Here is a 19,277-nt window from a genome sequence, read left to right as displayed (position 1 = left end):
GCGGCACTAGCGCTGGCTGACATGCTGCGAATCTTCGCTGTCGGCCTGCCAGGCGATCAGGCGCTTCTGGAAGGCATGGCTGGCCCCCTGGTAGTAGGCGATGTCACGGCGCAGCAAGGGGTCGGTGGTGTCGACACGCGCCTCGTGGCTGAGCCCCAGGGCGTCTTCGTGGCGACGCATGCCCTGCTGCGGGCTGAGGATGGCCAGGTCATGCCCGTCGAACAGCCCCAGGTGCTGGTAGTTGCCCAGCAGGGCGCGGCCCGGCGCATGGTCCTCGCGCAGCACGTTGCGGCCGAAGAAGGTGGACACGTAGTCGAGGTTGAGCAGGCCCATCAGCGTTGGCGCCACGTCGATCTGACTGACGACGTCGGTGTACTCGGCCGGCTTGACGTGCTTGGGCGAATAGACGAACAGCGGGATGTGGTAGTTGGCCACCGGCAGGTCCTCACGCCCGGCGCTGCCGGCCGTGTGGTCGGCGACGAAGACGAACAGGGTGTCGTCGAACCAGGGCTTGCTCCGTGCCTCGGCCAGGAACTGGCCGATGGCGTAGTCGGTGTACTTCACCGCGCCTTCGCGTCCCTCCCCCGACTTGATATCGATACGCCCATCGGGATAGGTGTAGGGACGATGGTTGGAGGTGGTCATCAGCTGCAGGAAGAAACGCTTGCCGCCGGCATGATCGGCATCGGCCACCTTCATGGCCTGGCGATAGAGATCCTCGTCAGCCATGCCCCAGGCGTTCTGGAAGCTCATGTCGGCGTCGGCGACGCTGCTCTGGTCGACGATGCGGTAGCCGTTGCCGCCGAAGAAGGCGTTCATGTTGTCGAAGTAGCCGCGCCCGCCATAGACGAACACGCTGTCGTAGCCCTTGGCGCCCAGTTGCTGGCCCAGGCTGGCGTAACCGGACTCGCGGCCGATGCGCTTGACGATCGACCGCCCCGGGGTCGGCGGAATCGACAGGGTGATCGCCTCCAGGCCGCGATCGGTGCGGGTGCCGGTGGCATACAGGTTGGTGAACACTAGGCTGTGCTTGCGCAGCTCGTCGAGGTTCGGCGTCAGCCCGCGAGTGTCGCCGAAGCTCCCCAGGTACTTGGCGCTGAGGCTTTCGATGGTCACCAGCACCACGTTCAGTGGCTTGGCCTTGCCGGGGTTGTCGATGACCCGGCGGATGTCTTCCGGGTCGCGACCGATGAAGCGCGCATTGGGTTCGCTGACCTCTTCGCGCAGCAGCCCCGCCACCGCGCCGTCCGGCAAGGTGGCGTAGAACTGCCGGTAGTCCAGCTCGTTGTTGCGGAAGGCGGCGAAGAACTGATACGGGCCGTTGCTCGCCAGTTCACGCTGATAGGTGTTGCCGCCCAGGCCGCGCGGTGCGTCCTGGCCGACCAGGCCACTGCACAGGCCGACCAGCAGGGCCAGCATCAGCACGCCATAGAGCGACCGGCTGAACGGCAGGCGCGGAGCCTGCAACGCGGCGTGCAGGGTACGACGCAGGGCGAAGGTCAGGCCGATGGCCACGACCGCCAGCAGCGACAGCAGCGGATAGATCGGATAGGACTCGAGAATGTTGTTCACCACCTCCTTGGAGTACACCAGGTAGTCGACGGCGATGAAGTTGAAGCGCACCCCGAACTCGTCCCAGAACAGCCACTCCGCCACGGCGGTGAAGAACATAACGAACAGGCTGACCGCGACCACGCCGACCAGCATGCGCTGGTGCCAGCGCCGGCGCCACAGCCAGGCCGGGCACAGCAGCAGGTACAGGGTCATGGGGATGACGGCGTAGACCAGGAAGCTCAGGTCATAGACCAGGCCGACGCCGTACAGCCCGAACAGGTCCGTCAGGGACACGCTGGCGTCGCCCAGGTGGCTGAGCAGCAGCACGCTGCGCGTCAGGAAGAAGACCGCCAGCCAGGCCAGCAGAATGATCGACAGATAACGAAGTTGCGCGTAATGGAGCCGAGGCATCGTATGATCCTTGTGGGATGAACGAGCCGAAGTCTGCTCAGTGCATCGTGAGCCGTTCGTCAAAGCCTTGTGAAAAATTCGTCAAACCCGGGACTATTCGCCGATGCGCATTCTGGTCATCGAAGACAACCGCGACATCCTCGCCAACGTGCTGGACTACCTGCAGCTCAAGGGTTTCAGCGTCGACTGCGCCCAGGACGGCCTCAGCGGCCTGCATCTGGCCAGCACCGGGCATTACGACCTGATCGTGCTGGACATCATGCTGCCGGGCATCGATGGCTATCAGGTGTGCAAGCGCCTGCGCGAGGACGGCCGCAACGAGGTGCCGATCCTCATGCTCACCGCCCGCGATGCGCTGGACGACCGCCTGCAGGGCCTCAACGCCGGGGCCGACGACTACCTGATCAAGCCGTTCGCCCTCTCCGAACTGGTGGCCCGCATCGAGGCCATCCTGCGGCGCAGTCAGGGCACCCGCAAACGCCAGCTGCAGATCGCCGACCTGCTCTACGACCTCGACACCCTGCACGTCAGCCGCGCCGGCCAGCCGCTCAAGCTCAACCCGCTGGGGCTGAAGCTGCTGGCCATCCTCATGCAGCGCAGCCCGGCCGTGGTGCGCCGCGAAGCGCTGGAGGAAGCCCTGTGGGGCGACGACTGCCCCGACAGCGACAGCCTGCGCAGCCACGTCCACCAGTTGCGCCAGGTGCTCGACAAGCCCTTCCCGAGCCCCTTGCTGCACACCATCCATGGCGTGGGTTACCGCCTGGCGGAGAACGAGCATGCTGGCTAAGCAGCCTTTCGAACGGCGCATCCTGATCGCCTTCGTGCTGATGACCGTGATGGTCAGCGGCCTGTTCTCGCTGAGCATCGTCGCCGTGGTGCACTTCATCGAGGAGCACCTGGTGTCACAGGAGATGAGCCGCGAACTCGGCGAAACGCTGAACGAGGACATCCACCACGGGCGCCCGCCGCGTCTCGACTCGAGCACCCGCTTTTTCTCCTCGAGCAACCCCGACTACGCCATCCCGGCCGAATACGACGGCCTGGCGGAAGGCTTCAACGAGGTCGTCAGCGGCAACGAGGCGCTCTATGTCTACGTGCAGGAGATCAATGGCCAGACCTACATGCTGGTGCAGGAACAACAGGAATTCGAAGCCCGGGAAAATGCCCTGTTCAACGTCGTGCTGGCGGGTTTCCTGCTCACCGTGGTCGCCGCCTGGGGCCTGGGCCTGATCACCGCGCGCAAGGTGATGGCTCCCGTCACCCGCCTGGCCCAGCAGGTGCGCCATCGCGACCAGTTGCATCCACTGGCTCCGCCCCTCGCCCCGGACTATCCGGATGACGAGATCGGCCAGCTGGCCGCCGCCTTCGACAGCACGCTGGGCCAGGTGCGCCAGTCGCTGGAGCGCGAACGCCTGTTCACCAGCGACGTCAGCCACGAGCTGCGCACGCCGCTGATGGTCATCGCCACCTCGTGCGAACTGCTCGCCGAAGCGCCCCTGGCGCCGCGCGAGAAGGAGCAGCTGGCACGCATCACGCGGGCGGCCGAGGAGATGCGCGAGCTGGTACAGACCTTCCTCGAACTGGCGCGCGACAAGTCCAACGAGGCAGTGCTCATGGGCACCCGTCCGCTGGCCACCATCGCCCAGGAGCAGGCCAGTCGCTGGGGCGCACTGATGAAGGAAAAAGGCCTGGACTTCCAGCTGATCGAAGAAGGCCAGGACGACGGCCGCTACAACACCACCTTCCTCGCCACGGTGATGGCCAACCTGCTGCGCAACGCCCTGCACTACACCGAACGCGGTAGCGTGCGCCTGATTCTGGAACGCGGCGCCTTTCGCATCGAGGACAGTGGCGCGGGCATTCCAGCCGAACAGCACGAGCGTATCTTCCAGCCGTTCGTCCGTGGCGCCCAGGCGCGCGGTGAAGGGCTCGGCCTGGGGCTGTCGCTGGTCAAGCGCATCTGCGCCAAGCAGGGCTGGAGCGTCAGCCTGCAGAGCGAACCGGGCGATACCCGCTTCCGCGTGGCCCTGAGCAGCGAGGCTTGACGTTTTTTTCACATCTCTTTGACATTGCCTTGATGCCGCGACGCCTAGGGTGACGAACGTATCCATCAGCGGACGTTCGTCATGCCCAAGCCAAGCCCCATCGAGCTGGAATTCTCCCGCAAGTACGATCTCGACCACGCCCAGCACTACCTGCACAAGCATCGCGACGGCCTGGCCCGTCGCCTGTCGCACTGGCGCGACGTACAGGTGGCACGCCATGCCCTGAAGCTGGCCGATGAACCCAATCTGGTACTCGACCTGCCCTGCGGCGCCGGGCGATTCTGGCCCATGCTCTGCGAGCAGCCCAACCGGGTGATCCTCGCGGCGGACAACTCCGCCGACATGATCGCCACCGCGCGTGCCGCGCAGCCGCCCGAGGTGGTGGCCCGGATCAACAGCTTCCGCACCTCGGCGTTCGATATCGACCTGGGCGCCAACGCCGTGGATTGCATCTTCTGCATCCGCCTGCTGCACCACATCGAGTCCGCCGAGCACCGCGTCGCCGTGCTGCGCGAGTTTCACCGGGTCAGCCGTGACAGCGTGATCGTCTCGCTCTGGGTCGATGGCAACTACAAGGCCTGGAAGCGTCGCCGCCTGGAAGAACGCCGGGCGGCCGAGGGCCGTGCCACGCAGAACCAGAATCGCTTCGTCGTACCGCGCGCAGTGATCGAAGGCGAATTCCGCCAGGCCGGCTTCGAGATCATCGGCCACCTGGACTTCCTGCCGGGCTATGCCATGTGGCGCACCTACGTGCTGCGCAAGGAGGCCTGAGATGGGCATCCTCACCGAGAAGGCCATCGGCGCCCTGCCCTCCACCGAGTTCGATCGCTGGTGGCACAGCCCCGGCGAGTGGGTCGAGCCGGCCAATCAGCGCCGTGGTGGCGAAAGCGGCGTGCTGCTCCTGCAGAGCCGGGACAACGCCCGGCCGCCGCTGTACTGCAAGCGCCAGAACGGCCACATCCATCGGTCACTGCGCCATCCCCTCGGGCGCCCGACCATCCTGCGCGAGCTGCAGGCCTACCGGGCCCTCGCCCGCCTCGGCATCCGCACGCCCAACATCGTCTACTGCGCGGCACGCCGTCAGGCCGGAGACTGGCAGGCGCTGCTGGTCACCGAAGCCCTGCAGGGTTTCATCAGCCTGGAGCAGTGGTATGCCCAGCAGATGCCCACCGCGCTGACCCGGGAGATGCTGCGCCAACTGGCCCTGACCCTGGCCCGCATGCACCTGGGCGGCTGGCAGCATGGCTGCTGCTACGCCAAGCACATCTTCGTCAAGGTACGCGGCGCCGACGATGTCGATATCGCCTTGCTGGACCTGGAAAAGGGGCGCCGCCGCTGGCGCGTCGCCAGTGCTTCCCGGCACGACCTCGGCCAACTGCAACGCCACCGTGGCGACATGCCTGACGGCGACGTGCAGTACCTGCGACAGGCTTACCAGCACGCGCTCAACAACCCCTGGGGAGTGCTGCAGCCATGAGTGAGGCTCCCGACCTCGACGCCCTGTCGTTCAAGGGCCGCAGCGGCCTGACGCGGATCCTCAACGCCACCGGTTACTCGCTGGCCGGCCTGCGCGCGGCCTATCGGGGCGAAGCCGCGTTCCGCCAGCTGGTGTGGCTGAACCTGGTGCTGCTGCCGCTGGCCTGCCTGCTGGATGTCAGCCGCGTCGAACGCGTCCTGCTGATGCTGACGCCGCTGCTGGCACTGGTGGTGGAGCTGCTCAATTCGGCGATCGAAGCGGTGGTCGACCGCATTTCGCTGAACCTGCATCCACTGTCGAAGCAGGCCAAGGACATGGGCAGCGCCGCGCAGTTGCTGGCGCTGCTGATCATTGCCCTGACCTGGGCGCTGATCCTGCTCTGATCAGCGGACCTGAAAGCGCTGCTCGGCCAGCTTGCGATCGCCCTGATAGACGATGAAATGCCACTCGCCGGGCACCACCTCGTGGTGTTCGGTGAACTCGAACGCCATCACGTCCTGCGGCGCCCCGACCACCAGCTTCTGCTGCACTTCGAACTTGTCGTGACGCTGACCATCCGGGGTGACCACGCCAGGCGTCAGGTACAGCAGGGTCAGCGGCAGATCACCCTCGCGCTTGCCGGCCAGGCTGTAGCGCATGCCGAACTTGGTGCCGAGCCTGGCGGGAATCTCCTCGGTACGCTCGATATCCTGATTGCTGCGCGTCAGCACTCGCTCTCCAGGCTGGAAATCCTTGTACTGGCTGCTGAATACGCCGTATTCGACCGGACCTTCCACACGCACATCGGCCTGGACCAGGCCGGAGCAGGCCAACAGGCCGGCAATCAGAGTCATTCGGGTGTGATGCATGACGCGCTCCTCGTTGAAATGAGCGCGAGCCTATGACGCCCGAATGACAGGTTGATGACAACGGATCAGGGGTCGAGCTCGGCCTGCACCCTGCGCGGCAGCACAGAGAGGAAATTGTCGCGCGCGACCTTGTGCGCCACGTCCTCGGGAAGCGCGTCGAGAAATGGGTCGAAGCCCGTCATGTAGTCACCCAGGCTGTCGAAGCGCCCCACCACGTCCGAGCCGATCATGAAACGCTCCGGGTAGCTGCTGACCAGGTGGACCCAGTCCGGGTCCGGCTTGCCGTCCGCATCCAGCAGATACGGGCGCAGCATGGTCCAGGACAGGTCGATGTACAGATTGGGGTACTGGCCGAGCATGCGTTCCAGGGTGTCGAGGAGAAAGTCCAGCTTCTGCTGGTGACGGTGAATCTCCGCGCTGGTGCCGGCATGCGCCCAGATGAAGCGCACATGCGGATGATTGCGCAGCGGTGCCTCGATCTCCTCCAGGTACAGCGGTTCCCGCTCGCGCTTGGAGGTGACGTTGGAGTGCAGCATCACCGGCAGGTCGTACTCCGCCGCCAGGTGAAACACGCGGGCCAGGGCTTCGTTGTCGGCGCGCGGGGCACTGCCGTGAATCAGCGCGGTCAGGTCGTCGTGCCGGGTGAACACCTCGCCGATGCCCTGCCACAACCCCGGGTCCAGTTCGAGCATGCGGCGGATATGTGCATCCGCGTTCTTGTCGTTGGGATTTAAGCCGGAGAGAAAGGGATGGAAGCGTTTGCGCTGCTCGGCCGGCAGGCGCTTGTAGGCGGCGGCGATGAACACGTCGGTGGCGCTGTACCAATAGGCGTTGGCGTCGTCACCGGCGTAGTAGCGCGGACGCTTGGGCTCGTCCTCGTCCCATTTCTTGGCCACCGGAATACCGGAAAACATCACATGCTCGACATTGTTCTCGGCCATCTTCTCCAGCAAGGCATCCATGCCGGCGCTTTCCTGGAAGAAGTCGACATAGTGCAGGTGAGCATCGCTGTAACGGTAATCGCGCGCCTCGGCGCTGCAGGCAATCGCGGCACTGAGCGCGACTATCCATGACATCTTTCGGCGTATGAGCACGTCGAGTCCTCCTGACGGTACGAGCACCATAGACCCGCGGCAGGTGGGGCAAGTTCGCCGGCCTCTTCCCGTTCGCCGCACCCCGCTGGAGCGGCCGGCACGACCGGCGCACCAGATTCGCCCGCCGCCACCCGGCTCCGCCCGCTGTCAGGGCCATGCGGGCGGTGCGGGATGATGGCACCTGGCTTGCAGTGCGTCGGGTAGACCTCAGAGGGGAACCATCATGCTGCAGTTGCTGCGCAAGCCCGCCCGCAAAGCCAGGGACGAGGCCGCACTGGATGCCTTGTTTCAACAACACGATCTCACCATCCGGTTGCCGGAACACTATCAATGGATGACGCGCCTCAACGATTTCAGCGCCGGTCTCCAGCAACGCATCCGTGCCAGCCTGGGCGCCGCCGTCGGCATCGCCGCGCATGCCCCGCAACTGGCCCGCATCGCCGCAGCCAACCAACAGAGCGGCCAGACCCTGGCGCAATCGTCGGAGCTGATCGCCAGCGCCAGCGAACAGGTCACCACCACCCTCGACGCGGAACTGGTGCCGGGTGCCGGCGCGGTCGCGCGCCTGTCGGCGGAGGTGTCCGCGACCCTGCACCAGTGCCAGAAAAGCGGCCAGGCCGTGCTGAGACAGGTCGAGGTGATCGACGCCTGCGAGGCGCAGCTGGCCCAGGTCATCCAGCGCCTGGCCGGGCAGCTCGACGAGGTGAGCAAGGTCATCGGCGTGATCGCCAGCATTTCCCAGCAGACCAACCTGCTGGCACTCAATGCCGCGATCGAGGCCGCGCGGGCCGGTGAGCATGGCCGAGGCTTCGCCGTGGTCGCAGAAGAGGTTCGACGCCTGGCGGGCCACACCACCGACGCCACCGGCCAGGTCAGCGACATCATCGAGCGCTTCCGTGAAGGCATGCAGCAGCTCGGCGATGCCGGGCAGCACATGAACCAGGCAGTGGCCGACGGTCGCGCCGGTATCCTCGCCGTCAGCGACGGCCTGGGCAGCACCCGCCAGGCCATGGACCGGCTGGATGCCCAGGTCGGCCAGATCGCCGCGGGTACCGAACAGATCGGCCAGGCGGTGCGCTCGATCAACGGCGACGTGCAGAACATCGCTCAGGTCGCGGGTGAGCTGCTGGGCAAGGCCGGTCAGGTACTGCACCACAGCAAGGCGGTGCGTGAGGATGGCGACCGCCTGCTCGCCGGCCTGGGTGACTTCCGCCTGGAAATCCACAGCGCGGTACGCGCCAGCGTCGAACAGCTGGCCAGGCAAGCGGCGCTGTCAGGGGATGTGGCGGCTGCCGAACGCCTGCTCGGCGAAACCCTGGCACGCGATGCACGCTTCGAACTCTTCTACCTGGTCGACAGTCGCGGCGTGCAGATCTCCGAGAACGTCTTCGCCGCCGACATCGCACAAGGCAGCGCGGCCAGTTGCCGGGGCCGGGACTGGAGCCAGCGGCCCTGGTTCCGCGCCGTGACCGAGCAGATGCGCAGCCACATCACCCAGGTCTATCGCTCGTCGGCGACCGACGACTTCTGCTTCACCGTGTCGGTACCCATCGTCGATGCGCAGGGTCGCCTGCTGCGTGTGCTGGGCGCCGATGTGCGGCTGTCGGCACTGGTGTGATCCTGCTGCACTGGGCTAGGCTGGCGGACATTGCCGTCCAGCCTCGCATCCTAAGGAAGAGCCATGATCCGCATCCATCACCGCAAGGGCCTGCAACAGGCGATCGAAATCGGCTCGCACCAGCTCCTCGGGGACGTCGCGCCCGAGCTCGGCGGAGAAGGTGCCGGCCCCGACCCGCATGACCTGTTCGACGCCTCGCTCGGTACCTGCAAGGCCATGACCCTGCTGCTCTATGCGCGCCAGCGTGGCCTGCCGCTGGAAGGCATCGACGTCAACGTCGAGCGTGACGACAGCGAGGAGCGCGAAGGCAACTACCGCCTGGTCGTCGAGCTGGCGCTCAGGGGGCCGCTGGACGATGCCCAGCGCCAGCAGCTGCTGCGCGTCGCCGACAAGTGCCCGATCCACAAGCTGATGACCAGCACCGACATCCAGGTCGAGACCCGTCTGGCGGGAGCACTGGCATGAGCGAGCTGCAGCTGATCCGGCCACGTGCCGAGGACATTTCCGGCCAGCCGATCCTGCGCCCCCTGCCCTCGGCACGCTTTCGCAGCATCGGTCCATTCGTCTTCTTCGATCACATGCTGGAACAGGCGTATCCCGCTGGCAGCGGCATGAACATCGCCCAGCATCCGCACATCGGCCTGTCCACCCTCACCTACCTGTTCGAGGGCCAGCTGCAGCACAAGGACAGTCTCGGCTCCGATCAGCTGGTCGAGCCCGGCGACGTCAGCTGGATGACTGCCGGCGACGCGGTGGCCCACGTGGAGCGCACCCCGCAGGCGCAGCTCGGGCAGAACAAGCGCCTGCACGGGCTGCAGGTGTGGCTGGCGCTGCCGGAGGCCGAGGAACGCTGCGCGCCCAGCTACAGCCACCACCCTGCGGCCTCCCTGCCATGCAGCGACGCGCTTGGCGTGCGCATCACCCTGATCGCCGGCAAGGGCTTTTGCCTCGAATCCCCTGTCGCGGTTCGCTCGCCGACCCTCTATGCCGAGCTGCGCCTGGCCGCCGGCGCCAACCTGGTGATTCCGGCCGAGTACAGCGAGCGCGCCCTGTACCTGATCGACGGCGACGCCGAACTGGATGGCGAAGCGCTGCCGGCCCGCGCCATGGCCGTCATCCCTGCTGGAGAAACCCCACTGCTCGGGGCCTGTGGCGAATGCCACCTGGCCCTGATCGGCGGCGAGCCCATCGGCCCACGCCGGATGAACTGGAACTTCGTCGCCAGCAGCGCGGAACTGATCGACCAGGCCCGCCAACGCTGGGCGGCCGGCGACTGGCCGCAGGTACCTGGCGAAACCGCGCGCATCGAACTGCCGCGCTGAAAACACCCATTCACCGGCAGGCAGCAGCGGCTGCCTGCCGACCCGCAAAGGATTGCCCGCATGCCCCGACTCCACTCATTGGCCTGGCTGCTGTTCCTGCCCGCCTGTGCCCTGGCCGACCTGCCTCGCTTCGAACCGCAGAACGGGTTGCAGGCCCAGGTGCTGCAACAGGGCGACGGCTACGTTCTGCAGCAGCCCGACGGCAGCCGTATCGAACTGAGCATTCCCGAGGGTAACGAGGTGGACGCTGCGCCCGGCTTCGAGGTCGACGACTACGACTTCGACGGCCATCCCGACCTGGCCATACGCGTGCCCGTGGGCATGGTCAACTCGAGCTACCACCTCTACCTCTATCGCCCCGACCGGCAGGGCTTCGAGCGCCTGCACATGCCCGAGGCCCTGCTGGACCGCGCCAACTGCGGCGAACTGTCGGAGCTGCAGGCCAAGCCGGCCGAACGCGCTCTGTACAGCCACTGCCGCAGCGGCCCGCGCTGGTATTACGACGCCTACCGGTTCGATGCCTCCGGCACGCCCTGGCTGTACAAGACGCTGCAGGTGCGTCACCACGACCCGGACGCGCCGGTGTTCTTCCACGTATTCGAAAAGACCCTCGACCCGTACGGCAAGGTCATCGCCAGCCGCGCCCTCGACGACGGTGATCAGCCCGTGAGCTGGACCGTCCCCAGCGCGCGCCTGTATCTGCATGCGCGACCGACCGCCAGCAGCCGGAGCAAGGCGTACCTGATCGCCGGTGACGTCTGCGAGGTGCTGGACCAGCAAGGCGACTGGCTGATGATCCGCTACCTCTCGCGCAAGGGCCCGCTGGAGCGCTGGGTCTCGCTCGACGAGGCCTACAGCCGCCCCTGAGGCGGCCTTACACAAGTTTTTTATTGCCTGGCGATGATCCAGTCGTCGTGCTGGCGGGTATAAGCTGCATGAGGATTTCTCAGGCCGACGGACACCCCATGGCTGCGCGCGAATTCGACTATGAAAGTTCCCTGGAAGCCTGTGCCCGCCGAGACGAGCGTGCCTTCCAGGCCCTCTACCGCCAGGAAGCCGGGCAACTGCTGGGGCTGGCCATCAGCATGCTCGGCCGTCGTGATGTCGCCGAAGACTGCCTGCACGACGCCTTCGTGCGCATCTGGCAGCACGCCGCACGCTACCGGCGAGAGCTGGGCAGCGGTCGTGCCTGGGTGCACAGCATCCTGCGCTACCGGGTGCTGAACGCGCTGCGCAGCGGCACCCGCCACATCGAAATGGACGACGGCTTCATCGAGCGTGTACTGGACGACGCTCCCCAGGCCGAAGCACAGGCACTGGAACGCTCCGAGCGACGCCTGCTGCGCCATTGCCTGCAGCGCCTGGAACGGCCGCGCCGTCAGCCGATCCTGCTGGCCTTCTATCGCGGCCTGACGCACGAACAGATCGCCCAGCGCCTGAGCCCCCCTCTTGGCACCATCAAAGGCCGTATCCGCGCCGGCCTGCGCGCGCTGCAGGAGTGTTTGCAAGCATGATTCCGCATGATCCCGAAGAACGCCGCGCCATGATCGCCGAGTACCTGCTCGGCCTGCTCGACGCGTCTGACGCCGCCGAGATACACCAGCTGCTGGAAGAGGATCAGGACGCCGCCCGCATGGCTCTGGAGTGGGAGCGGCATTTCCTCGAACTGAGCGACCAGCTGCCGCCCCAGCAGCCCTCCCCGGCACTCTGGACACGCATCAGGCACAGCCTGGGGACGACAGACACGCCGCGCAGCGGTCTCGTGGCCAGCTGGTGGAACAGCCTGCTGACCTGGCGCCTCACCACTGCGGCTCTGGCCATGGCCCTGCTGGTCGCCATCCTGCTGCCCCTGCTGCAGGCTCCACAGGTCGAAGGTGAGCGCTATACCGTCGTCCTGCAACAGCCAGGGCAAGCGGCCCAGCCCGGCTGGGTGATCCAGGTCGGCGGCGACGGCACGCTGCAACTCGAACCGCTGGTCGCCGATCGCATTCCCGAAGGCCGCACGTTGCAGTTCTGGACGCTGCAGGACCCGGCTGACGGCCCAAGATCGCTGGGGCTGGTCGAGGCTGGCCAGCCACTGCATCTGCCAGCCGAACGGATAGGGGCGGTACAGGCCGGGCAACTGTTCGAGCTCACCCTGGAACCCGCAGGCGGCTCACCCTACAACCGCCCGAGCGGACCGGTGCAATACATCGGCCGTGCCGTGCTGGCCAGCGCCAACTGATGGATCGCCGGCCCTGCGGCCGGCGATTTCACCCTCCGCAAAATATTTTCTGCCTGCCGACATCCAGCGGCGTTCTTCGCGGGTATTGCTATCAGGTGTTTCGTCGAGGCACCTGCGAAGCCACCACGCGGCTTCGTCTCGATGCTGAACCGTTGAGAGGAACCATCATGAAGCGCATTACCCTCCTGTGCACCGCCAGCCTGCTGACCCTGGGTGCAGGCGCAAGCCATGCCACCGAACTGATCGCCCTGGGCGCCGATGGCAAGCTGTTCAAGATCGATGTCGCCGACCTCAGGGTCGCAGCCAGCATGAACGTCAGCGGTGCCAGCGACCTGCGCGGCCTGGACGTGCGCCCGGCCAGCGGCCAGCTCTACGCGCTGGGTGGCAACGACCGGCTCTACACCCTGGACGCCAGCAGCGGCAAGGCGACGCCAGCCAGCACGCTGAAGACCGCACTCCCCGGCAACAGTCAGGCCGTGGTCGACTTCAACCCGGTCGCCGACCGCCTGCGCCTGATGAGCCCGGACGGCACCAACCTGCGGGTCAATGTCGACACCGGCGAGGCGGTGGTCGACGGCAAGCAGGCCTACGGGGCGGACGGCCCCTACGCGGGGCAGCAGCCGCAGGTGGTTGCCGGCGCCTACACCAACTCCTATGCCGGTACGCCGAGCACCGCGCTCTACAACATCGACCTGGCCAGCGGCAGCCTGATGCTGCAGAACCCGCCAAACGACGGCGTGCAGCAGCTGGTGGGCAAACTGGCGGATGGCTTGCAGACGGCCGCACTGGACATCGCCAGCGACGGCATGGGTGGCAATACCGCTTACGTGCTGACAGGCAAGACCCTGCACCGGCTGGACCTGGCCAGCGGCAAGCCGACCACGCTGGGAGATATCGCGAACCTGCCTGACGGCATCATCGACATCAGCGTATTGCCTGCGAAATAGCGCCACCCAGGCTGCGCCCATCGGGCGCAGCCTTCCCCACGAGGTATCACGGCTCGGCGAAGACCTCGCCGAACAGGTCGTTCATCGCCTTGAACGCCCGCGCGGCAACCACCGGGTGGTACTGGTTGCGTCCCGGCACGTTGGCCTTGGGATCGGTGAACGAATGCACCGCGCCACCGTAGCTGACCAGCTGCCAGTCGACCCCGGCGGCCTTCATCTCGGCGACGAAGCCATCCACCTGTGCCTGAGGCACCGCCGGGTCATCCGCACCGTGCAGCACCAGCACCGGCGCCTGGATGTTCTTCGCATCCGCCGGGTTGGGGGTGTCCAGATTGCCGTGAAACGAGACGAAACCCTGCAGCGGTGCGCCCGAGCGAGCCAGTTCGAGCACCGCACCGCCGCCGAAGCAGAAGCCGATGGCGCCCAGCTTGCGGGTATCCAGGGCGACCTCGTCACCCTGCGCCCTGAGCACCTCGACTGCCGCCTGGGCGCGCCTGCGCATCAGCGCGCGGTCGGCGCGCACGCTCGTGGCGGCGGCCCTGGCCTCGTCCGCATTGCTGGGGCGCACCGCCTTGCCGTACATGTCGGCGAGAAACACCACGTAGCGGCTGCCCGCCGCACGGGCGGCCTTGGCCACGGTGTCGTCGTTGACGCCCATCCAGTTGGGAATGGCCAGCAAGCCGGGACGTGGCGTGGTGACCGAATCGTCGTAGAGCAGAACGCCCTCGAAGGCTTCGCCGTCGATCTCGTAGGGAACCGCCTTGGCCACGACGGCCGCGTCGGCAAGACCGGCGAATGCTGCGCACAACAGGGGAACCCATGTCTTCTTCTGCATGCTGAGACCTGCCCTTCGCAATGGTGAGTGCTCAACGATAGACCGCCGGCGGTCGATGACCAAGCCGCAGCACCCGGCAGTGTTGCACAGGACATGTCAGGCGACGGGCTGCTCGGCCCAGCGTTCCTTGATCTGCAGAATCTCCGGCAGGCAGCCGATGAACAGCTCCACCAGGCGCGGATCGAAGTGCCGCCCGCTCTGCTCACGCAGAAAGGCCACCGCCTGCTCGACGGGCCAGGCCTGCTTGTAGGGCCGCACGCTGGTCAAGGCGTCGAACACATCGGCAATCGCGACGATGCGCCCCTCCAGGGGAATGTCCTCACCGCAGAGGCCGTTGGGATAGCCGCTGCCATCCCACTTCTCGTGATGCGACAGGGCAACCCGCTGCGCCGTCCTGAGCAGCCCGGAGCTGTGTTCGCCGATGATCCTCGCACCGATCTCCACATGCTGGCGCATCACCTGCCATTCGGCATCATCCAGCTTGCCCGGTTTGCGCAGTACCGCATCGGGAATGCCGATCTTGCCGACATCGTGCATGGGCGCGGCGTGCAGCAACTCCTCCGCAGCGCTCTCGGAGAAGCCGGCAGCCAGGGCCAGCACCCGGGAGAAGTGACTCATGCGAATCACATGCAGGCCCGTCTCGTTGTCCTTGTACTCGGCCGCCATGCCCAGGCGCTGGACGATCTGCAGACGGGTGTGCGTCAGCTCGTCGACCCTGACCAGCGACAGGTGGGTACGTACCCGGGCGCGCACGATGGGCGGGCTGATCGGCTTGGTGATGTAGTCCACCGCACCGACCTCGAAGCCGTGCGTCTCGTCCTCCACATCCCCCAGGGCGGTGACGAAGATCACCGGAATTCCCTGCAGCAGCGGGTTGGCCTTGAGCTGCTCGCACACCTGGTAGCCGGTCATGCCCGGCATCATCACGTCGAGCAGGATCAGCGCCGGTTGCTCGCGCTCGGCCATTTCCAGCGCGCGCGCACCCTCCTTGGCGAACAGCAGGCGGTAGTCATCCTGCAGTACATGCCGCAGCACCTGCAGGTTGGTGGGTTCGTCATCGACCAGCAGCAACAGCGGACGGGTATCGGCGACCGGGCTCATGATGGGGTGGTTTCCTCGTCTTGCAGCTGCAACAACAACCGATCCAGCGCAGCCAGGGCCTGATCGAAATCGAACTCGTCGAGGGCCTCGCGCAACTCGCTCATGCTGTTCGCGAAGGCCGTGCCGCTCAGTGCCTGCTCGAGCGCGGACAACGCCTGGTCGTCCAGCCCGCCCCTGACCAGCACGGCCCGCAAGTGGCCGGCGCGCTCGCGCAGCAGGGCCGGATCAGCGGCCGCGGATTCTAGCGCATTCGTCTCTTCCGGCAACTGCGGCAACGTTTCGATGACGGCCTGCAGGGCCTGTTCGAGTTCGACCAGAAGCGCGCGCAGACTGTCCTCGTCACGCGCCTCGAAGCCCTGCTCGAGGCTGCGGCCCAGCTGCGTCAGACGGGTCAACGCCAGGTTGCCGGCAGCGCCGTGAAAGCGGTGTGCCAGTGCCCGGCCTTCGTCCCACTCGGCGGCCTCGAGGAACTGCCTCATGCTCGCCACCAGCGCGCCCTGCTCCTTGATGAAGGCGGCAATCGCCTGGGCCATGCGCAGCGGACCGCCCCACAGGTGGCTGCCGCGCACCCAGTCGAACAGCCCCGTCTCCACGTGCGGCCCGCTGGCGCCAGCGGCACGGGCGGTCTCTGTCACGCCGAGCAGCCTGGCCATCTCCCAGAGCAGCGCGGTCATGTCCAGCGGCTTCGAGGCGAATGCGTTCATCCCGGCGTCCAGCGCGGCCTGACGGTCGCGGTCCAGCACACTCGCCGTCAACGCGATGATCGGTATCGCCTGGCGCCCTTCGCTGGCTTCCAGCTGACGAATCCGCCGCGTGGCCTCCAGGCCATCGACACCGGGCATCTGCACATCCATCAGAATCAGGTCGAAGCGCTCCTCGCCGAACGCCCGCAAGGCGCTCTCGCCATCGGCGACGCAGCGTACCTGGTGGCCCCGGTACTGCAGATTGAGCTGCAGCAGTTCGAGATTCTGCGGCACGTCATCGGCAGCCAGGATGTTCAGTACTCCCAGCTCCGGCAGCGTGGTCGGTTGCTGAGGCGCAGAGCGTTTACCGACCTGCAAGGGCAACTCGACACTGAAGCAGCTGCCCTGCCCCTCGACGCTTTCCACGCGCAAGCGCCCGCCCATCAGCTCGACGAGCTGACGGGAAATGGTGGTCCCCAGGCCGGTGCCACCGAAACGCCGGCTCATCGAGGCGTCGGCCTGGGCGAAAGGCTCGAAGATCTTCTCCAGGCGGTCGGCGGCGATGCCGATGCCGGTGTCCTTCACCGCCAGGCGGATCGCACCAGGCTCGCCAGAGACTTTCAGGCACACCTCGCCGTGCTGGGTGAACTTGACCGCGTTGCCCAGCAGGTTCGTCAGCACCTGCTGCAGGCGCAGCGGATCGCCGCAGAAGAAGTCGCTGACCGTGGCCGGGTAATCCAGGTGCAATCGCAGCCCTTTGCCTTCGGCGCCGAGGCGCTGGGTCGTGACGACCTGCTCGCACAGCTCGCGAAGGGAAAAGTCCAGTTGCTCCAGCTCGATCGCGCCACGGTCGAGCTTGGCCGTGTCGAGGATGTCGTTGAGCAGCCCGAGCAGCGAGCGGGAGGACTGCTGCACGGTCGTCAGGTGCCGCCGCTGCTCGCCCGACAGCGAGGTTTCCAGGAGCAGCTCGGTAAAGCCAATGATGGCGTTCATCGGCGTGCGGATTTCATGGCTCATGTTGGCCAGGAAGCTGCTGCGCGCCGCAGCGGCCGCTTCGGCGTGGTCGCGGGCAGCGCGCAGTTCCTGTTCCATCACTCGCCGCGGGGTCAGGTCAGTGGCCAGCTTGACGACCTTGAATGGCTTGCCATCGGTGTTCAGGATCGGGTTGTAGCTGGCCTGGATCCAGACCTCACGCCCGCCCTTGCCGATGCGCCGGTATTCGCCCGTACGGAAATGCCCGGCGCGCAGCTCCTGCCATATCTGGTGATACTTCGCACTGGCGACCAGTTCGGGGTCGCAGAACAGCGAATGGTGCTGCCCGAGCACCTCGGCCCTGTCGTAGCCATACAGGGCCAGGGCATTGTCGTTGATGTCGAGAATCGTACCGTCGAGGTCGAACTCCGTGAGCGCCATGGCCTTGCTGATGGCCGTCACCTTGCCTTCGTACTCGGCATTGCGCCGCTTGGTCTCGGTCTGATCCAGCAGCACGCCGTCGATCCAGCGCGGCACGCCATGCTCGTCGCAAACCGCACTGCCGCTCTCCCAGATCCAGTGCTCCGCCCCGGTGCTGTCGAACAGCCGGTACTCGACGGTGTAGTTGCGGCCCTGTTCGATCGCCTCCACCACCTCGCTGGCGACTCGCTCGTAGTCATCCGGGTGGTACATGTCGGCGATCGAGCAGCGCCGGCTGATGAAGTCGTCAGCGCTGCGCCCGGTCAGGGTCTGCACCGCATCGCTGATGAACAGCATGGTCCAGTCGCGATCCAGCAGACAGCGGAACGACACCCCCGGAATGTTGCTGATCAACGAGCGGTATTGCTGCTCGCTGTCGCGCAGCGCCTTCTCCATGCGCTGCCGCTCGCTGATGTCGGCGACGAACACCACGAACAGCGGCCGGCTGTCGACGTGGGTGATGCCGACGCTGATGCGTATGGGCTTTTCCTCGCCCTGGCGCGTCAGGCCGATCAGGTCCTGCTCGCCCCTGGGCAGGCTCAGGTTGCCGGTGCGCAGGTAGCTGGCCAGCCGCTCCTCCACCTCGCGCACCAGGCGCGCAGGCACCAGCGAGCGGATGTGCATCCCTACCATCTCCTGCGGCGTCCAGCCGAACAGGCCCGTCACTGCGGGGTTGGCGGAACGCACCCGGCCTTCGTAATCGACGGTCACGATGGCGTCCAGGGCGGTGTCGAAGATCGAGCGCAGGTGCTGCTCGCTGGCCTTGAGCTGCAGGCTCAGGCGGCGATAGCGCAGCAGGGTGTTGGCGGCCACCACGAACACCGTCAGCGCCACGGTCAGCAGGGTGATGGCGATGGCGATGTAGCCGCTGTCGACCACCGCCATCGGGCTGTCCGACTCGGGCGTGCCCACGAAGCGAGCGGCCGCCATGCCGGTGTAGTGCATGCCGCTGATGGCCAGGCCCATGACCATGGCACTGATCAGCAGGGCCCAGAGCGCAGGCAGGCGCCCTTCGAGGCCGAAGCGCACCCACAGCGCGATGATGGCCAGGCCGATGGCCACGACGATGGACAGGGCGAACATCCAGGGGTCATAGCGCAGCAACGGCGCCATCTCCATCGCCGCCATGCCGCTGTAGTGCATCGCCCCGATCCCGGCGCCGACCAGCACGCCGCCGACGCACAGCTGCACCAGGCTAAGATTGGGCCGGGCCAGCAGGCTCAGGGCCACCCAGGAGGCGCCGAGGCTGGGCAGCATCGAGAGCAGCGTGATGCCCAGGTCGAAACGCACGGCGGCACACAGCTCGAACGCCAGCATCCCGAGGAAATGCATGGCCCAGATGCCCCCGCCAAGCGCGAGCGAGCCGGTGAGAATGGTGACCTGTCGGGCGATGGGTTGAGTGCTGTTGCGGGCTTCGCCTGCGAGTTGCAGTGCCATGCCCGCAGCGAATACGGAGATGGCAAGAGACAGCAGTACCAGGACGGGGTCGTAACTGCTGAGTATCAGGACGCCGGGGTCCGCACCCATGATGAAGAACAGCTCGAGAATCGACATACAACCCCAAGGAAAACGCCGACAAATGCTATCGGAATGCAATCATCTGAAACGACGGGATAGTTCTTGTCAATTGCGGCCTGTCTATCGCGCCCCATGAAAAAAGCCCGCC

The 19,277-nt window shown here is 66.3% G+C and carries 18 protein-coding genes and 1 pseudogene; 13 read left to right on the top strand and 6 right to left on the bottom strand.

Annotated features, from left to right (window positions below; translation table 11 throughout):
* Positions 1 to 6 precede the first annotated feature (6 nt).
* Entirely contained in the window at positions 7 to 1,965 is a 1,959-nt protein-coding gene (locus FIV02_RS11160; protein WP_152488625.1) for an LTA synthase family protein, read from the bottom strand.
* A 103-nt stretch (positions 1,966 to 2,068) separates the two neighbouring features.
* Between FIV02_RS11160 and FIV02_RS11155 the strand changes: the two genes are divergently transcribed.
* The 5 genes from FIV02_RS11155 to FIV02_RS11135 all read left to right on the top strand — a co-directional run bounded on the left by FIV02_RS11155 (position 2,069) and on the right by FIV02_RS11135 (position 5,870).
* Entirely contained in the window at positions 2,069 to 2,752 is a 684-nt protein-coding gene (locus FIV02_RS11155) for a response regulator transcription factor (protein WP_047586466.1), read from the top strand.
* Positions 2,742 to 4,010, top strand: coding sequence for a HAMP domain-containing sensor histidine kinase (locus FIV02_RS11150; protein WP_152488624.1), 1,269 nt, complete (start codon positions 2,742 to 2,744; stop codon positions 4,008 to 4,010). Before FIV02_RS11155 ends, FIV02_RS11150 begins: the two co-directional genes overlap by 11 nt.
* A gap of 81 nt (positions 4,011 to 4,091) precedes the next feature.
* Positions 4,092 to 4,781: a class I SAM-dependent methyltransferase gene (locus FIV02_RS11145; RefSeq protein WP_037051954.1), complete on the top strand. Its 690-nt coding sequence runs from the start codon at positions 4,092 to 4,094 to the stop codon at positions 4,779 to 4,781.
* Between the two features lies 1 nt (position 4,782).
* Positions 4,783 to 5,487 carry a lipopolysaccharide kinase InaA family protein gene (locus tag FIV02_RS11140; protein ID WP_152488623.1) on the top strand — a complete coding sequence of 235 codons (705 nt, stop codon included), beginning with the start codon at positions 4,783 to 4,785 and terminating at the stop codon, positions 5,485 to 5,487.
* Positions 5,484 to 5,870 (top strand): diacylglycerol kinase, encoded by a 387-nt coding sequence (locus FIV02_RS11135; RefSeq protein ID WP_047586472.1) that lies wholly within the window; start codon positions 5,484 to 5,486, stop codon positions 5,868 to 5,870. The genes FIV02_RS11140 and FIV02_RS11135 overlap by 4 nt, the downstream gene beginning before the upstream one ends.
* Here FIV02_RS11135 and FIV02_RS11130 read toward each other — a convergent pair whose 3' ends face one another.
* Positions 5,871 to 6,335 (bottom strand): DUF3859 domain-containing protein, encoded by a 465-nt coding sequence (locus FIV02_RS11130; RefSeq protein ID WP_037051948.1) that lies wholly within the window; start codon positions 6,333 to 6,335, stop codon positions 5,871 to 5,873.
* Positions 6,336 to 6,400: 65 nt separating this feature from the next.
* Positions 6,401 to 7,411: an amidohydrolase family protein gene (locus tag FIV02_RS11125; protein WP_152490111.1), complete on the bottom strand. Its 1,011-nt coding sequence runs from the start codon at positions 7,409 to 7,411 to the stop codon at positions 6,401 to 6,403.
* Between the two features lie 730 nt (positions 7,412 to 8,141).
* Here FIV02_RS11125 and FIV02_RS25245 point away from each other — a divergent pair.
* The 8 genes and pseudogenes from FIV02_RS25245 to FIV02_RS11090 form a co-directional block, all read left to right on the top strand.
* Positions 8,142 to 8,483 (top strand): annotated as a pseudogene (locus FIV02_RS25245) (methyl-accepting chemotaxis protein); the annotation flags it as partial.
* Between the two features lie 423 nt (positions 8,484 to 8,906).
* Positions 8,907 to 9,047, top strand: coding sequence for a PDC sensor domain-containing protein (locus FIV02_RS25240; protein ID WP_371923278.1), 141 nt, complete (start codon positions 8,907 to 8,909; stop codon positions 9,045 to 9,047).
* A gap of 63 nt (positions 9,048 to 9,110) precedes the next feature.
* Positions 9,111 to 9,512, top strand: coding sequence for an OsmC family protein (locus FIV02_RS11115; protein ID WP_037051940.1), 402 nt, complete (start codon positions 9,111 to 9,113; stop codon positions 9,510 to 9,512).
* Complete coding sequence (locus FIV02_RS11110) at positions 9,509 to 10,369, top strand: pirin family protein (RefSeq protein ID WP_152488621.1); 861 nt, start codon at positions 9,509 to 9,511, stop codon at positions 10,367 to 10,369. The genes FIV02_RS11115 and FIV02_RS11110 overlap by 4 nt, the downstream gene beginning before the upstream one ends.
* Before the next feature lie 60 nt (positions 10,370 to 10,429).
* Complete coding sequence (locus FIV02_RS11105; RefSeq protein ID WP_152488620.1) at positions 10,430 to 11,236, top strand: hypothetical protein; 807 nt, start codon at positions 10,430 to 10,432, stop codon at positions 11,234 to 11,236.
* Between the two features lie 98 nt (positions 11,237 to 11,334).
* Positions 11,335 to 11,883, top strand: a complete 549-nt coding sequence (locus FIV02_RS11100; protein ID WP_152488619.1) for a sigma-70 family RNA polymerase sigma factor — start codon at positions 11,335 to 11,337, stop codon at positions 11,881 to 11,883.
* Positions 11,880 to 12,593, top strand: coding sequence for an anti-sigma factor domain-containing protein (locus FIV02_RS11095; protein WP_152488618.1), 714 nt, complete (start codon positions 11,880 to 11,882; stop codon positions 12,591 to 12,593). Before FIV02_RS11100 ends, FIV02_RS11095 begins: the two co-directional genes overlap by 4 nt.
* Positions 12,594 to 12,760: 167 nt before the next feature.
* On the top strand, positions 12,761 to 13,540 hold the full coding sequence (locus FIV02_RS11090) for a DUF4394 domain-containing protein (protein ID WP_047588998.1): 780 nt from the start codon (positions 12,761 to 12,763) through the stop codon (positions 13,538 to 13,540).
* 46 nt (positions 13,541 to 13,586) lie between these two features.
* Here FIV02_RS11090 and FIV02_RS11085 read toward each other — a convergent pair whose 3' ends face one another.
* The 3 genes from FIV02_RS11085 to FIV02_RS11075 form a co-directional block, all read right to left on the bottom strand.
* Positions 13,587 to 14,375, bottom strand: a complete 789-nt coding sequence (locus FIV02_RS11085) for a dienelactone hydrolase family protein (RefSeq protein ID WP_152488617.1) — start codon at positions 14,373 to 14,375, stop codon at positions 13,587 to 13,589.
* Positions 14,376 to 14,471: 96 nt separating this feature from the next.
* The gene (locus FIV02_RS11080) at positions 14,472 to 15,476 is read right to left on the bottom strand and encodes a two-component system response regulator (protein ID WP_037051920.1); all 1,005 of its coding nucleotides are present in this window, start codon (positions 15,474 to 15,476) and stop codon (positions 14,472 to 14,474) included.
* Positions 15,473 to 19,165, bottom strand: coding sequence for a PAS domain S-box protein (locus tag FIV02_RS11075; RefSeq protein WP_152488616.1), 3,693 nt, complete (start codon positions 19,163 to 19,165; stop codon positions 15,473 to 15,475). Before FIV02_RS11075 ends, FIV02_RS11080 begins: the two co-directional genes overlap by 4 nt.
* Between the last annotated feature and the right edge of the window lie 112 nt (positions 19,166 to 19,277).

The sequence above is a fragment of the Pseudomonas sp. THAF187a genome (assembly GCF_009363395.1).
Lineage (GTDB): Bacteria > Pseudomonadota > Gammaproteobacteria > Pseudomonadales > Pseudomonadaceae > Aquipseudomonas > Aquipseudomonas khazarica.
The sequence above is the reverse complement of the archived record's forward strand: the minus strand, read 5'-3'. Positions and strand labels throughout refer to the sequence as shown.